Annotated in this window: 15 protein-coding genes; 8 read left to right on the top strand and 7 right to left on the bottom strand. The window is 67.6% G+C overall.

Translation table 11 applies throughout. The annotated features are described in order from the left end of the window. The first annotated feature begins 70 nt into the window (after positions 1-70). A complete protein-coding gene (gene mtnP, locus AAC067_RS09705) occupies positions 71-952 on the top strand; it encodes an S-methyl-5'-thioadenosine phosphorylase (protein WP_339931955.1) in 882 nt (293 codons plus the stop codon). Here mtnP and AAC067_RS09700 read toward each other — a convergent pair. From AAC067_RS09700 to AAC067_RS09690, 3 genes are read right to left on the bottom strand one after another with little or no spacing between them, the layout of a single operon-like run. Then, on the bottom strand, positions 930-1,532 hold the full coding sequence (locus tag AAC067_RS09700) for a TIGR04282 family arsenosugar biosynthesis glycosyltransferase (RefSeq protein WP_339931953.1): 603 nt from the start codon (positions 1,530-1,532) through the stop codon (positions 930-932). The two genes, mtnP and AAC067_RS09700, sit on opposite strands and share 23 nt — an antisense overlap. Then, positions 1,522-2,214, bottom strand: coding sequence for a TIGR04283 family arsenosugar biosynthesis glycosyltransferase (locus tag AAC067_RS09695; RefSeq protein WP_339931951.1), 693 nt, complete (start codon positions 2,212-2,214; stop codon positions 1,522-1,524). The genes AAC067_RS09700 and AAC067_RS09695 overlap by 11 nt, the downstream gene beginning before the upstream one ends. Continuing rightward, a complete protein-coding gene (locus AAC067_RS09690) occupies positions 2,211-3,182 on the bottom strand; it encodes a radical SAM protein (RefSeq protein ID WP_339931949.1) in 972 nt (323 codons plus the stop codon). Before AAC067_RS09690 ends, AAC067_RS09695 begins: the two co-directional genes overlap by 4 nt. Positions 3,183-3,337: 155 nt before the next feature. On the opposite strand from AAC067_RS09690, the gene AAC067_RS09685 reads away from it, so the two are divergent. The 5 genes from AAC067_RS09685 to AAC067_RS09665 all read left to right on the top strand — a co-directional run bounded on the left by AAC067_RS09685 (position 3,338) and on the right by AAC067_RS09665 (position 6,938). Beyond that, on the top strand, positions 3,338-4,153 hold the full coding sequence (locus AAC067_RS09685) for a DUF1499 domain-containing protein (RefSeq protein WP_339931947.1): 816 nt from the start codon (positions 3,338-3,340) through the stop codon (positions 4,151-4,153). Positions 4,154-4,241: 88 nt separating this feature from the next. Beyond that, positions 4,242-4,670, top strand: coding sequence for a hypothetical protein (locus tag AAC067_RS09680; protein WP_339931945.1), 429 nt, complete (start codon positions 4,242-4,244; stop codon positions 4,668-4,670). Further along, complete coding sequence (locus AAC067_RS09675; protein WP_339931943.1) at positions 4,667-5,188, top strand: redoxin domain-containing protein; 522 nt, start codon at positions 4,667-4,669, stop codon at positions 5,186-5,188. Before AAC067_RS09680 ends, AAC067_RS09675 begins: the two co-directional genes overlap by 4 nt. Beyond that, positions 5,189-6,316 carry an FAD-dependent oxidoreductase gene (locus tag AAC067_RS09670; protein WP_339931941.1) on the top strand — a complete coding sequence of 376 codons (1,128 nt, stop codon included), beginning with the start codon at positions 5,189-5,191 and terminating at the stop codon, positions 6,314-6,316. It begins immediately after the preceding gene. 73 nt (positions 6,317-6,389) lie between these two features. Further along, positions 6,390-6,938, top strand: a complete 549-nt coding sequence (locus AAC067_RS09665) for a peroxidase-related enzyme (protein ID WP_339931940.1) — start codon at positions 6,390-6,392, stop codon at positions 6,936-6,938. On the opposite strand, the gene AAC067_RS09660 is transcribed toward AAC067_RS09665, so the two are convergent. Genes AAC067_RS09660 through AAC067_RS09645 form a run of 4 tightly spaced genes read right to left on the bottom strand, consistent with a single transcriptional unit; the run spans position 6,939 to position 12,299 of the window. Beyond that, entirely contained in the window at positions 6,939-8,360 is a 1,422-nt protein-coding gene (locus AAC067_RS09660; RefSeq protein ID WP_339931938.1) for an FAD-dependent oxidoreductase, read from the bottom strand. It lies immediately after the preceding gene. Then, positions 8,357-9,073 carry a TVP38/TMEM64 family protein gene (locus AAC067_RS09655; RefSeq protein WP_339931936.1) on the bottom strand — a complete coding sequence of 239 codons (717 nt, stop codon included), beginning with the start codon at positions 9,071-9,073 and terminating at the stop codon, positions 8,357-8,359. The genes AAC067_RS09660 and AAC067_RS09655 overlap by 4 nt, the downstream gene beginning before the upstream one ends. Further along, positions 9,073-9,903 (bottom strand): DUF547 domain-containing protein, encoded by an 831-nt coding sequence (locus tag AAC067_RS09650; protein WP_339931934.1) that lies wholly within the window; start codon positions 9,901-9,903, stop codon positions 9,073-9,075. The genes AAC067_RS09655 and AAC067_RS09650 overlap by 1 nt, the downstream gene beginning before the upstream one ends. A 2-nt stretch (positions 9,904-9,905) precedes the next feature. Beyond that, a complete protein-coding gene (locus tag AAC067_RS09645; RefSeq protein ID WP_339931932.1) occupies positions 9,906-12,299 on the bottom strand; it encodes a TonB-dependent receptor in 2,394 nt (797 codons plus the stop codon). Between the two features lie 140 nt (positions 12,300-12,439). On the opposite strand from AAC067_RS09645, the gene AAC067_RS09640 reads away from it, so the two are divergent. Both AAC067_RS09640 and AAC067_RS09635 read left to right on the top strand, forming a co-directional pair. Further along, positions 12,440-12,979 carry a sigma-70 family RNA polymerase sigma factor gene (locus AAC067_RS09640; protein ID WP_339931930.1) on the top strand — a complete coding sequence of 180 codons (540 nt, stop codon included), beginning with the start codon at positions 12,440-12,442 and terminating at the stop codon, positions 12,977-12,979. Next, positions 12,969-13,610, top strand: coding sequence for a DUF1109 domain-containing protein (locus AAC067_RS09635; RefSeq protein ID WP_339931928.1), 642 nt, complete (start codon positions 12,969-12,971; stop codon positions 13,608-13,610). Before AAC067_RS09640 ends, AAC067_RS09635 begins: the two co-directional genes overlap by 11 nt. The last annotated feature ends 292 nt before the right edge of the window (positions 13,611-13,902 follow it).

Genomic DNA, 13,902 nt, shown 5'->3' with positions numbered 1-13,902 from the left:
GAGATGAGTCTGTCCTGCGGGACCCGGGCGAAGTACCAACGACTGCGACGGCTCAAAGAGGACAGGCGGCATGAAGGATTGGGTGATCGGCGTCATCGGTGGATCGGGGCTGTACGACCTTGACGGCCTGACCGACCGCAAGACGCTTCGGTTGGAGTCCCCGTGGGGCGCGCCGTCTGATGATCTGGTGACCGGTACGCTGGATGGAGTCCGTCTCGTCTTCCTGCCCCGCCATGGACAGGGGCACCGCCTGCCGCCCGGGGATATCAACGCCCGCGCCAATATCGATGTGCTGAAGCGGGCCGGCTGCACCGACCTGATCTCGATCTCGGCAGTGGGATCGCTGCGTGAGGAGCTGCCGCCCGGGACCTTCGTCGTGGTCGATCAGTTCATCGACCGGACCGTGGCGCGACCGTCATCCTTCTTCGGCCCCGGCCTCGTCGCCCATGTATCGTTGGCCGATCCGGTCTGTCCGGTGTTGTCGTCCGCTGCCGTGACCGCAGCGCGGGCGGCGGGAGCGACGACGGTCGAGGGCGGCACCTATCTCGCGATCGAGGGGCCGCAGTTCTCGACCCGGGCCGAGAGCGAGCTGTTCCGCAGTTGGGGTTGTTCGGTGATCGGGATGACGGCGATGCCCGAGGCGCGTCTGGCGCGTGAGGCGGAGCTGCCCTACGCCAGCGTCTGCATGGTCACCGACTATGATTGCTGGCGTGAAGAGACGGCCCATGTCGAGGTGGCCGAAATTCTGGCCACGATGCGGGGCAATGCCGAGACGGCGCGGCGCATGCTGGGCGAACTTGTGCGTGCCCTGCCCCAGACCCGGCCTGTCTCGCCGATCGACAGCGGGCTGGACCGGGCGGTGGTCACCGACCCTGCGGTTCGGGACCCGGCGCTGGCGGCGAAGCTGGCGGGTATTTGTCCGCGGCTGTTCAGCCCCGCCGCGAACCGCTGAGATAGCGCCGCAGCGAGGGGCCGTCGTCGATGTCTTCCTGCACCCGCAGCAGGGCCGTCGCGCGCGCACCCATCGCCGCCATGGTGTCGGTCAAGGCATGCTCAGTCGACCAGCGAACCCTGGCAAACGGCAGATGCTGGCGCGGCCGACGGCGCAGGCCGATCAACCAGTAGCCGCCGTCGCGCGCCGGACCGAACACGGCGTCGTGGGCCCCCAGTGCGGCGAAGGCGTCGGCCACATCCTGACGCGTCACGGTCGGGGTGTCGGCCCCGAGGATGACCACCGGCCCCGGCGGCAGGGTGCGGACCACGCGGTCCAGCCTGTCGCCGAGATTGCCTGGCCCCTGGGCGATCACCCGGGCCGGCGCGGCCCAGCCGGTCGGTCGATCCGGCGAGACGGCGAGCCACAGGGTCCAGCGCGGATCGGTGCCGAGTGTGCGACGGAGGCGGTCCAGCGAGGCTCGCGCGAACCTCAGTGCCTCCAGATCGCCGACGTCGGCGGCGAGGCGGCGCTTGCCCACGCCGTAGCGGGGTTGGCGCGCGAACAACACCAGATGCTGCCCGGTCGGATCAGCGGCCATAGAGGGTCGCGATCCGGGTCGGGGGCACGCCCAGGAAATAGAGGGCGAGGCAGCGCAGATTGCGGGCGGTCTGGCGGATCCAGCCGCGCCGCCGCCAGCGCTCGGCCGAGGTCTCGGCGGTGCCGTCGAGCAGACAGAGGCGTCGCCGGCCCAGTCGGCGCACCAGATCGACATCCTCCATCAATGGCAGGGTGGCGAACCCGCCGATCGCCGCGTAGAGGTCGCGATGGATAAGCAGGCCCTGGTCGCCGTAGGGCAGGGACAGCAGGGCGACACGGAGCCGGACTGCCCGCTCCAGCACCCGCGCCTGCCAGGCCGGATCATCGAGCTTGAGGCGGAAGACGGCGGCGCGGGCTCCGGCATCCGGTCGCGTGACATAGGCAGCCACGGCCGCCCATGCGGCATTATCCAGCCGGGTGTCGGCGTGCAGGAACAGCAGCCACGGCGCAGTGGAGGCCTCGGCCCCCAGGGCCAACTGCCCCCCCCGTGCGGGTGCTGAAGACAGGATGCTGGCACCGTGGGCGGCAGCGAGGACTTCGGAGCCATCGGTCGAACCGCCGTCGACGACGATGACCTGATGCACAGGAGGAAGCGCTTTCAGGGTTTCGGCCAGACGCGGGCCGCCGTTGAGTACGGGGATGATCACGTCCAGCGCTTCCAGTGGGGGGCGGGACGTCGTCATGCGGCGCTGCAACTGGCACCCCCCAGAACGCAGAACTGGGCACAGAAGGGATGGTTGAGCTGGACCGCCCCGGAGGCGTCCTCGAGCGTCCGCCCCAGTTCGAACTGCGGGTCATGGGGCGTCAGGGTGCAGGCGACGACGGCGGCCTCGACCGCGCCCTTGCGGCGCACGATCATCCGGCTGGTGGCGCACATCATCTGCTTGGGTGCCCGGTCGAGAATGGCCCAGCAAGCCTCGGTGATTTCCGGCACGGCGCGGTCCGCCTCCATCTCGGGAAACAGCACCAACGCCGCCGGGTCGCCGGCATCCACGGGTAGGCCGCGCGACTGGAACAGATCAGCATAGGCCGCCCGCGCCGCCGCCTCGGTTTCGTCGGCCAGTCGGCGACCGGCGATGGCGATGCGCAGATCGCGCGCGGCCAGCCAGTCCAGACCCTTCCAGGCGGTGTCCCACGATCCGGCCCCGCGCTCGGCGTCGTGGACGGTCCCGCTGTGGTGATCGAGGCTGACGCGAAAGGTCAGCCGCTCGCGGTGGGCGGCGGCCAGATCGGCCAGCCGGTCACCCCAGCGCACCATCGGTCGCATGGCGTTGGTCAGGACCAGCGCCTCGTGTCCCGCCCCCAGGGCCAGCTCGAGCATCGTCAGGATGCCGGGGTTCATGAACGGCTCGCCGCCGGTGAAGCCGATCTCCCGGGTCGGCAGGCACGTATCGGCGATCTCGGCCAGATAGGGGGTCACGTCCTCGACCGTCAGATACGTCAGGGCGTCATTGGTCGGCGAGCTCTCGATATAGCAATTGGCGCAGGCGATATTGCAGAGCGTGCCGGTGTTGAACCACAGGGTCTCGAGCTGCGTCTGCGCCACCGACGCCCGGCGCGATCCGTCAGCTGTGACGAAGGGGTCCTCGAAACGGCCGGGGCCGGCGATGTCGCGCCGGGTGGCGAAGGGCGATGCGGTCAGTGTCGTCATGATGTCCCTTGTGACAGTCGCGGTGCACGCCTCCCAGCGTCTCGTGTCTAATATTCGTCAGAGGGGCTCGGAAGGTTTCAGGTCCTCGTTAAAAGGCAGATGCTGGCGCGCCGGCGGATAACGTGGAACGCTGCGGGGGCACAGGGGAACTGACCATGTCCGGACGATCGAAATTCGCGGGCCTCGCCCTGACCGTGTCGCTGCTGGTGCCGGTCTGGTTCATGGTCGCGGCCCTGGGGGTGAAGTTCGGACTGTGGCCATGGCGGCTCGGCCTCGGCGTGTTGATCGTACAGTGGGGGCCGCGCCTGCTGATCGCCTCTGCGGTGATCGCGGTGGTGGCGTTGATCGCCGTGCTGATCCGCAGGCCGCGCCGCGGATGGCAGGCGGCCGTGATCGCCGTGCTCATTCCACTCGTGGGTTTTGCCTATATGGGCTGGGTCCGGTCCCAGTCGGCTGATATCCCGCCGATCCACGACGTCGCCACCGATATCGTCGACCCTCCGGCACCGAGTGCGCGCCTGTTGGCCCTGCGGACGGCAGAGGAGGCCAATCCCGTGCTGGACATGACCGTGCCCCTGACCACCGCGGACGCCTATCAGGGACCCCGCTTCGCCCGTTTCGGCGAACGGAGCCTGGGTCAGGTCGGGCAGGAGGCCTATCCGGCGGTGCGGACGGTCGAGGCCAGGGTCACGCCCGCCGCGGCCTTTGCGGCGGCCCGCAAGGCGGCTCAGGACACGGGTTGGACACTTGTCACTGAAGAAGAAGCCGGCGGTGTGATCGAGGCGACCGCCGAGACCTTCTGGTTCGGCTTCAAGGATGACGTCATCATCCGGGTGCGTCCGACACCCGACGGTGCGGGTTCCCGGATCGACGTGCGTTCAATTTCCCGTGTCGGACTGAGTGATCTGGGTGCCAACGGTAAACGGATCGAGGCCTATCTCGCGCGGGTCTCGGCCGAATTGGCAGCCTGAGGTACCGACGTGCTCGCTGCGATGTAACCTTTGATCCCTGTCCGACGAATAGGCCCCGTGGCCGTTCCCGGCCGATGATGGAGACCTCATGAGCCCGACCGTTCGTCATCTTGATCTGTCCCTTTTGCTGCTGAGGCTGGGCGTTGGCCTGGTCATGGCCATGTGGACCGCCGACAAATTCATCAATCCGGCGCACAGCGGCGCGGTTCTGCAGAACTTTTACGGCCTGCCCGCATTAGGGTCAGAGGTGTTCGTCGTCTTCGGCGTTATCCAGGCGGTGATCGTTCTGCTGTTTGTCACGGGAACGTTTCGCACCCTGTCCTACGGTGCCGTGCTGCTGATGCACGCCGGATCGACCTTTTCGTCGTGGAGACAATATCTCGACGGCTTCGACAACCTGCTCTTCTTCGCCGCATGGCCAATGCTGGCGGCCTGTATCGCCCTGTTTTTGCTTCGCGCCCATGACCGGCTCCTGTCTGTCGATGCGCTGCGCCAGAGTCGAATGTTGACCGCATGACCACCGCCTCCGTCCGCCTGCCCGCCGCAAGTCCTTTTCCCGCCCTGACCTGGTCCAGGACCGACGGAGGGTCTCTGAACCCCGCCGCCATGGAAGGCTGGCGGCTGCTGGTGATCTATCGCGGTGCTCACTGCCCGCTGTGCCGCAGCTATCTGAAGACCCTCGAGCGGCTGCAGGCCGGTTTTGCCGAGGCGGGGATCGCCGTCGCAGCCCTGTCCTCGGACCCGGGAGAACGCGCGAGCAAGGAGGCGTCCGAGGAGGGTTGGACCTTCCCCGTGGGTTACGATCTGAGCCAGGCGGAGATGCGGCAACTCGGCCTCTATGTCTCGTCGCCGCGCTCACCCGAGGAGACCGACCGCAATTTTGCTGAGCCGGGACTGTTCGTCATCAATCCTGAAGGGGCGATCCAGATCGTTGATGTTTCCAACGCGCCTTTTGCCCGACCGGACCTTGAAGGGCTGTTGAACGGATTGAAATTCATCATCGCCAAGGACTATCCGATCCGCGGAACGGCCTGAATGCGCACCCGCCGACTGGTCCTGGTCGGTGCCGGCCACGCCCATCTGCATCTGGTTCGGCAAGCCGCTCAGCTCTGCGAGGTGGGACTGGAGGTGACGTTGATCGCGCCACGCCGGTTCCAGTATTCCGGCCTTGCCAGCGGCGTCCTGTCGGGCGCGCTGGCGGTCGAGGCGGCCGAGATCGATGTGGTGGCGCTGGCGTCGGCGTTCAGGGTTCGTCATCTGTCGCAGCCGGTCACGGCGATCGACCGGACGGCCCGGGTACTGACGCTGGCGGGAGGGGCCACCGAGCCCTTTGATCTGTTGTCCCTGAACATTGGCAGCGTGGCGGCGGACCCGTACCAGCTGGCCACCCAGGCCGGGGTCTGGCCGGTCAAGCCACTGGCGAACCTGTTTGCCCTGCGCACCCGCATCGAGGCGGACAGCGCCCGCGACGGAGCCTCACCCCGGATCGTCGTCGCCGGCGGGGGTCAGAGCGCTCTCGAGATCACCGCCAGTCTGTGCGGCCTGCAGGAGCGGCAGGGCGTTCGTCCGGACGTGACCCTGGTCGCACCCGCCTTCGGTGCGACCCTGCCGCCGGCCGCGCTGGCCCGGCTGACGAAGAGTCTGGCGGCGCGCGGCGTTGCTTTTCGGTCCGACACGGTAGTCGGGCGGGAGCCGCAAGCCTGTTGTCTGGCAGACGGTGGGGCCTTGCCCTGTGATGTTCTGGTACTGGCGGCCGGTCTCGCCGCTCCGCCATTGATCGCTGACCTGGCCCTGCCGGTGGATGAGAGCGGACGGTTGCTGGTGGCTCCGACCCTTCAGTCCGTGGACGATCCGACGATCTTCGCGGCCGGAGACTGCGCCGTGATCCGTGACCATCCCCGACCGGCTGCAGGCGTGTTCGGTGTCCGCGCCGCGCCGGTGCTGCTCGACAACCTCACCGCCTTGAGTATGGAGCGCCCCCTGCGATCCTGGCGGCCGCAGCGGCGATGGCTGTCGATCATGGACCTCGGCGATGGGCGGGGTCTGGCTATCCGGGGCGGGTTTTGGTCGTTGGGCAGGACATCACTTCGGCTAAAGCGTTATCTTGATCTCGGTTTTGTCCGACGCATGCGCGCCGATCCGGTTCCGCGACAGGAAACATGACCGTGCCCGACTGTTTTGACCCCGCAGCCTTGATCAAGGCCTGCACTGATGTTGACCAACCCGGAGACCACCGATGAGTTTCTTCCCCTCGCTGGGCCCCGATGCGGCCGTGCGCAATGCCATGACCCTGAACCCGGAGGCGTCGCGACTGTTGATCGCCTTTCACACTGCCGTGCTGCGCGGACCGTCGCCGCTGAGCGAAGGCGAACGGGAGCTGATTGCGGCCTTCGTCTCGGGCCTCAACGCCTGCAACTATTGCCACGGCGTCCACGCCGCCACGGCGCGGGCCTTTGGCGTTGATGAGACCCTGCTGACCGAACTGGTCAACGACCCCGACTGCGCCGCCGCCGACGCGCGGATGCAGCCGCTGTTCCGTTTCCTGCGCAAGCTGACCCTGACGCCGTCGAAGATGGTCCGGGGCGATGCCGAGGCGGTATTCGCCGCCGGCTGGGACGAACGCGCCCTGCATGACGCCATCACCACCGCCGCCCTGTTCAACTTCATGAACCGCTACGTCGAGGGCCACGGGCTGGTGCTTGACGACTCGGATCTGGCTGCCCGTGGCGAAGGGCTGGCACGGGACGGCTACGCGCCGCTGGAGGCCTGGCTGCCCAAGCCCTGATCAGGCGAACCGTTTCAGGACCGACACCAGTTTGCGCGTTCGATCGGAGAACAGGGCCGGCGTATACCACTGGCCGGCGAGGCGTTTGCCGATCTCGCCGCGGGTCGGATAGGGGGCGATCATGCTGGTCAGCTGGCTCAGCTTCAGGCCCGCCGACAGAACCAGCGACCAGAGCTGGATATGGTCACCGGCGTGACGCCCGACCAGGGTGACGCCGAGGACCTTGCCCTTTTTGGTGGTGATCAGCTTGCCGAAACCGCGGGTGTCGCCCTCGGCGATGGCCCGGTCGTTCTCGGCGAAGTCGAAGGTCTCGACGCGGATGTCGTCGCCGTGAACCTTGCGGGCTTCGACCTCGCCGAGACCGATGGAGGCCAGTTCCGGATCACAATAGGTGACGCGCGGGACCTGCAGGGCGTCGGCGTCGACGGGCAGGGCGAACACGGCGCGCCTGACCAGCAGCGAGGCGTGGGCTCCGGCCAGATGGGTGAACTGCCCTCGACCGGCGGCGTCGCCCACGGCGTAGACGCGCTTGTTGCTGCTGCGCAGGGATTTGTCGGTGACGATGCCGTTGCGGTCGGTGGTGACCCCGGCCTTGTCGAGGTCCAGGCCGTCCAGCGAGGGCTTGCGACCGACGGCGACGAGCAGATGGGAGCCTGAGACTGTGCGGGTCTGACCATCGCACTCGATCGTCAGTGTCGGCCCGGCCTCGACCCGGGTCGCCTTGCAGCCGGCCATCACCTCGACCCCGTCCGCGCGCAGCTGGGCCAGCACCACGGCGGCGGCGTCGGGATCCTCGCGGCCCAGCAGGGCGTCGGCCTCGATGATCACCACCTCGGAGCCCAGCCGCCGGAACGCCTGACCCAGCTCGACGCCGATCGGGCCGCCGCCGAGCACGATCAGGCGCTCAGGCAATTTCTTCAGGTCAAACAGGCTCTCGTTGGTCAGATAGGGGACGGTGTTGAGGCCGGGAATCGGCGGCACGGCGGCGCGTGATCCGGTGGCGACGACGATCTTGCGGGCCCTGACGCGGACACTGTCGCTGACGAGCGTGCGATCATCGGCGAAACGGGCGGCCTCGCGCACGACATGGACACCGAACCCCTCGAAGCGGGACTGGCTGTCATTGGGGGCGATGGCGGCGATGGCGGCGTGGACGTGGGCCATGACCTTTGGGAAGTCGACCGAAACGGCTCCAGTCGAGACGCCGAGGGCACCGGCCGTGCGGGCCTCATGTGCGGCGCTGGCGGCGGCGATCAGGGCCTTGGACGGGACGCAGCCGTAGTTGAGGCAGTCGCCACCCATCTCGCCCTTTTCGAACAGCACGACCTTGAGGTCCAGCTGGGCCGCGCCCGCCGCGACCGACAGGCCGCCCGAACCGGCCCCGATAACGGCCATGTCGACCTTGAGGGTTTTCGGGTTCACAGGGCGTCTCCGGTTTTGGCGCGGCGGCGCTGGTACAGGGTGACCCCGAGCGACAGCAGGCCGAGACCCACCAGCGGCAGGAGGATCATCGGTTCGAAGATGACCCCGGCGTCCGGCGTCTCGCCGCGCGCGATCAGTTCGCCGATCCCGGCACCGATGCCGCTGTAGATGAAGGTCGCCGGCATGATGCCGAGAAAGGTCGCCAGCGCATAGGCACGTAGCGGCGCATGGGCCAGGGCGGCAGCGATATTGACCAGCCAGAACGGGGCCAGCGGCACCAGACGCAAGGTCAGGATATAGCCGAAGGCCCCGGCCTCAACGCCGTCGATGACCGCCTTCAGCTTGCCGCCGGAAGCCTCGGCCCGGCGGCGCAACACCTCACCCAGCGACGTACGGACAGCATAGAACACCGCCACGGCCCCGAGGGTGGCTCCGACCACGGTGGCCGAGCCGCCGATCCACGGTCCGAACAGAAAGCCGCCAGTCAGGGTCAGGATCAGGGCTCCGGGCAAACTGACCGCCGTGGCCACGGCGTAGACCGCCATAAAGGTGATCAGGGCCAGGATCAGATTATCGCTGACGAAGGCGCGCAGGGCCGCCTCGTGGGTCTGCAAGGCCTCGATATTGAGGTAGCGGGTCACACCGCTGGCGAACACGGCCACCACGACGATGATGAGGACCAGCAAGGGTAGATAGCGTTTGAGCTGGCGCATCAGTTTCCTGTCGTGGCGTTGATCGCCCAGTTGTAGTCGTCACCGGCGATGCGGCTGGTCTGTCCGAGCCGGGCCGCCAGCGGCGCAGCGGCATATTGCGTGAGGTGGGCGATGACGCGGGCGTCCGTGCCACCGAAGTCCGCTGCATACCATTTGTAGATCGAGGACACAGTCAGCGACGACCCGTTGAAGGTGGCACCGCGTGAATGGTTGACATAGGCGCGCGCAGCGGCGTCCAGCGCTGGTCCGAGGCCTGCGCCGCGCCAGGCGCGAAGCGGCAGGTTGGGACAGCTGAACGAGGCGCAGTTGACCGCATAATGGACGCGCGCATCGGACCAGCCCTTGCGCAGGATCTCATGCTCGATGTCGTCCAGCGACAGGTCGACGCCACCGACCCGGGTGACCGTCTTCTTCCAAGGTCCGGAGACCAGCAGGGAGGACCGGATGTCGCGGATCGACCGTACCGGCCAGGCGTCCAGCACCACCCGGATGGTCGCAGCATTGTAGAGGTTGGCCCAGTAGGCGAACTGCTCGGGCCGGGTCAGGCTCAGCGGATCAAGTGCCGACAGGGCGTCGATGTAGCGGGTCAGGGCAGCGCGGTCGGCGGCCGAGCCGCGCCAGCCGGCGTAATCGACCCGCACGACGTCGTCGCGGGAGTTGCGCGCCCGGCGGCCCAGCAGGGCGTCGAACGCCCCATGATCGGCCACAGCCTGACCCGCCTGTCGGCCGGTGAAGCGCGACGTGGTCTGGGCCAGGACGGGGCTCGCGCCGAGGCCGGCGATCAGGCCGACACCGGCCACGATCAGGCCGCGTCTGTTGAAGGGAGTCATGCTCAGAACCTCGCTGTCAGTCGGGTGTAAAGGAATCGGCCATTGATTCCGACCGGCGACAGGACGTCCCAGGGCAGATTGCCGAAATAGTTGATCGCCGGGTCGGACCGGTCGGGATAGTTGTCCAGCAGATCGGTAACGCCCGCCGCCCAGGTCAGGTTTTCAGTGACGTCGAACGCCCCCTCCAGATCCACGCTGGTCTCGGAACCGTATTCCTGGCGGGGTTCGAAGCCGCCGCCGAAATTGAACACCCGCACCGTCGAGCCATAGCCGTTCAGCCGACCGAGCAGGCGGTAGCGGTCGGCGGTCCATTCAGCTGAGAGCAATGCCTTCCAGCGCGGTGCGGCCTCCTCCAGCGTGTTGATCTCCTCGACCCCGATCAGGGCGAAGGTGGGGTCGAGCGCCAGCAGGGCCGCCGGCGTGGCGCGGCGGCCGGTGATTTCCGTTTCGGCATAGCTGTACCCCGCACCCAGGGTCAGCTGTCCGGCGCTGAACGGGATGCGCCAGCTGGCCACGGCGTCGACGCCGGTGGTCTCGGTGTCCACGGCATTGGTGAAGAAGCGTACCGACTGGAGGCCCGTGCCGCCCGGTTGGGCCTGGACGAAGGCTTCGAGCGTCTGGCCGAAGAAACGATCCGACAGGGTGATGCGGTCGTCGACCTGAATCCGGAACGCATCCAGCGACAGGGTCAGTCCGACGACCGGCGCGGCCGTCACCCCGGCCGACAGGTTGAAGGCCCGCTCCTCGCGCAGATCCTCGGCCCCGAGCGAGCGGGCGATGGGATCGGAGACCGGCAGGGTTCGGGTGCTGGCCAGGGTGCCCCCCACGCCGAAATTGACGGTCCGGTCGGTGAAGGCCGTCTGGCCGAGGAAGGGCGCGCGAACGCTGTTGGAGACCGCGCCGCGCAGATGGACGGTGGGGCTCAAGGCATAGGACCCGGCCAGCTTGCCGGTCAGGGTCTCGCCGAAGTCACTGTAGGTCTCGGCCCGCACCGCGCCTTCGATCAGGAGCCGCTCGGTGGGGCGCAGGCCGACTTCCAGATAAGCGCCGCCCACGTCGCGCGACACCGAGCGTTCATCGGTCGGATCGAGGCCGGGAGCCCCCTGCGCGCCGATGGCCAGGGCCAGCGGCCCGGCCGCATAGGAGGCGAGATCCCCCGCCCGGGTCTCATAGGTCTCGTGACGGTATTCCAGGCCGGTGGCGACATCGGCTTCGATCGACCCGATCGGGACCGTGCGTGTCAGGTCCAGATTGGTGCTGGTCTGATCGAACAGATAGGTGCCCGACCGGAACGCGCGCGGCGTGGCCGTGCCCAGCGACGCATTGAGGCTGTTGCGGACGCCGTAGGTGAATTCGTTGCGGCCATAAGTCAGGCTGATATCGCTGCGCCAGGCTCCGAGCGGCGCGCGCCAGCCCGCCGTCAGCGCAAGATCGTCGTCCTCACCCGTCGTGATCGGCAGGAAACCCTGCGGATAGATCGCCGTCAGATTGTCGGTGCCGTCCGGATAGCGGAAGAAGGTCGCGCCCTCGGTGTCGCTGTGTCCCGCCGTGCCGAAGCCATAGAGCTCACCGCCGGCGACGGGGACCGCCGCGTTGAACCACAGGCCGAGGGCCTCAACGGCGGGATCGCCTTCCGCATAGTTGCGCTGTCCCGCCAGCGCCAGATTGGCCGGGGTGGCGGCGATGAAGAACGGAATCTGGTCGAAGCCGGCGCGATTGGTGGCCTTGCGGTCGCGGTAGCCGACACCGGCCCTCAGGAAGCCGCCATCCCCCAGCGCCATGCCGCCCGACGCTGACAGGGTGAAGGTCTCACCGTCGGTCAGGGTCTGGCCGATCGCCCCGACATCCGTGCGGTGAAAGCCGTAGCTGGTCGAAATCTCGAATCCCGACGGACGCTCGTCGAGGATCACATTGATGACCCCGGCGATGGCGTCTGAGCCATAGACGGCTCCGGCCCCGTCGCGCAGCACCTCGACCCGACCGACAGCGCCGAGGGGGATGGTGTTCAGATCGACCGCCGCCGTGCCGCGACCGATCTTGGTCTCCGTATTGACGATCGCTGACGGATGCCGCCGACGGCCGTTGACCAGAACCAGGGTCTGGTCCGGACTGAGGCCGCGAAGCTGGCCCGCGCGGATATGGTCCGATGTGCCCGAATTCGACTGACGGGGGAAGTTGAACGACGGGGCCAGGACGCTGATCGCCTGCCCCAGTTCGCCGCCCACCGCGCCGGTCGAAATCAGGTCCTGACGGCTCAGAACGTCGATGGGAACGGGTGACTCGGTTGCGGTTCGGGACGGCAGCCGGGTCCCCGTCACCACCACCTCCGGCAGCACGGCGTCCGGAACCTGCGGCTGCTGGAGTTCGACAAGGGCGACGAGGGCGAGTGACAACATGGGGGTTCCGGGTCTAGATCAGGGTCGCCGAGGCGTGGGTCAGACCTATTCGCCCGGCTGCCTCATTGGTTACAGCCGGGGCGATCCATGCGGGGGCGCAGGCTGTAACGAATTGGCCAGACGTCCGAATAGGGGGCTGTGTGAAGGCGCTGGAAGCACGGCTGAAGCCGCTCATGATCGCCGGACTCGACGGAGAGTCCCGGGCGTGGCGCGAGTTTCTGATGCTGTTGCGCCCGGCGCTGCACGCCTATTTCAACCGCCGTCAGTTTCATGGCGACGCCGATGTCGAGGATCTGGTGCAAGACGCGCTTCTGGCCATTCACACGAAGAGAGAAACCTGGCGGCGCGCCGATCCGGTGACGCCCTGGTGTTTCACGATCGCGCGCTACAAGCTGATCGACCACCTGCGCAAGTCCGGGCGCGCCAAGCTGGTGCCGCTCGTCGATGACCTCGTGATGGCGAGCGATGGCGTCGAGGACGGCGCGGTGCGCCATGACCTTGACCGACTGCTTGATACGGCCCCGGCGCGCCAGCGTGCCCTGATCGAGGACGTCCGGTTGTCTGGTTTCAGCCTCGCCGAGGCCGGCAAGCGCGCCGGGATGACGGAGGGGGCCGCCAAGGTCAGTCTGCATCGCGCCATGAAAGCCTTGATGAAACGGGTGGGTGATCGTGAACACTGACGATCTTATAGAGGCCCTGGCCTGCGACGCCCGGCGCGTTCCGCCCGGGCGCGCGGGATTGCGCGTCGCCTGCTGCACCGGCATGGCGCTGTCCGCCGCCGCCGTCGTGGTCTGGCTGACGCTCGGATTCAGGTCTGATCTGGTCACCCTGGTTGACGACGCCAGCTTCCTGATGCGTCAGGCCTATACTCTGTCGATTGCCGGCTTCGGTGCCCTGCTTCTGCTCAGGCTGGGTCAACCGGGAGCTCCGTTGCGTCTGCCGCTCGTCGGACTGGCCGTCACCGTAGCGGTGATCCTGATTGCGGTCGTCGCCGAGCAGTCCGCGCTAACGGGTCCTGCCCGGATGGATGCCTGGCTGGGACAGTCATGGCGGTCGTGCACCCTTCGGGTTGCCGCCATCAGTCTGGTGGCGACACCCTTCATCTTCATCGCCGCGCGACGGCTGGCTCCGCTACGGCCGACGATGGCGGGATTCGTGGCCGGCCTGGTCGCCGGCGCAGTGGCGGGCAGCGCCTACGGCCTGTTCTGTCCGGAAGCCTCAGTGTCCTTTCTGGCCAGCTGGTACAGCCTGGGTATTCTCGCAGCCGGAGCGATCGGTGCCGGCGTCGGACGCTTCCTGCTGCGCTGGTAAGATCGGCCAGGACGGCGAGCGTCCGGAACGCGGGAGTTTCGTCGTGCGAGTCCCGCGGATACTGCAGCAATCAGTAGCGGACGTCGTCGCTGAACACCGCGGACCGGATCAGCGGAATCTGTTCGCCGGATAGCGCCCGGCCCTGAATCCGGCCGCCTGCCAGCGAACCCGCTGTACGCATCATCAACCATAGATGCAGCGAAGCGTCATCGGCGTTTGACCTCCGGCGCGAGCGCGGCAATGATGGTTCGTCCGGGTTCGCGAAGGGGGTCGGACAGACCATCCAATCCTT

The sequence above is a fragment of the uncultured Brevundimonas sp. genome (genome assembly GCF_963977465.1).
Classification (GTDB): Bacteria; Pseudomonadota; Alphaproteobacteria; order Caulobacterales; family Caulobacteraceae; genus Brevundimonas.
The sequence above is the reverse complement of the archived record's forward strand: the minus strand, read 5'-3'. Positions and strand labels throughout refer to the sequence as shown.

Excerpts from the sequence above, each read along its gene's own strand:
- mtnP (WP_339931955.1), top strand. The coding sequence starts at position 71 with ATGAAGGATTGGGTGATCGGCGTCATCGGTGGATCGGGGCTGTACGAC.
- AAC067_RS09700 (WP_339931953.1), bottom strand. The coding sequence starts at position 1,532 with ATGGCCGCTGATCCGACCGGGCAGCATCTGGTGTTGTTCGCGCGCCAA.
- AAC067_RS09695 (WP_339931951.1), bottom strand. The coding sequence starts at position 2,214 with ATGACGACGTCCCGCCCCCCACTGGAAGCGCTGGACGTGATCATCCCC.
- AAC067_RS09690 (WP_339931949.1), bottom strand. The coding sequence starts at position 3,182 with ATGACGACACTGACCGCATCGCCCTTCGCCACCCGGCGCGACATCGCC.
- AAC067_RS09685 (WP_339931947.1), top strand. The coding sequence starts at position 3,338 with ATGTCCGGACGATCGAAATTCGCGGGCCTCGCCCTGACCGTGTCGCTG.
- AAC067_RS09680 (WP_339931945.1), top strand. The coding sequence starts at position 4,242 with ATGAGCCCGACCGTTCGTCATCTTGATCTGTCCCTTTTGCTGCTGAGG.
- AAC067_RS09675 (WP_339931943.1), top strand. The coding sequence starts at position 4,667 with ATGACCACCGCCTCCGTCCGCCTGCCCGCCGCAAGTCCTTTTCCCGCC.
- AAC067_RS09670 (WP_339931941.1), top strand. The coding sequence starts at position 5,189 with ATGCGCACCCGCCGACTGGTCCTGGTCGGTGCCGGCCACGCCCATCTG.
- AAC067_RS09665 (WP_339931940.1), top strand. The coding sequence starts at position 6,390 with ATGAGTTTCTTCCCCTCGCTGGGCCCCGATGCGGCCGTGCGCAATGCC.
- AAC067_RS09655 (WP_339931936.1), bottom strand. The coding sequence starts at position 9,073 with ATGCGCCAGCTCAAACGCTATCTACCCTTGCTGGTCCTCATCATCGTC.
- AAC067_RS09650 (WP_339931934.1), bottom strand. The coding sequence starts at position 9,903 with ATGACTCCCTTCAACAGACGCGGCCTGATCGTGGCCGGTGTCGGCCTG.
- AAC067_RS09645 (WP_339931932.1), bottom strand. The coding sequence starts at position 12,299 with ATGTTGTCACTCGCCCTCGTCGCCCTTGTCGAACTCCAGCAGCCGCAG.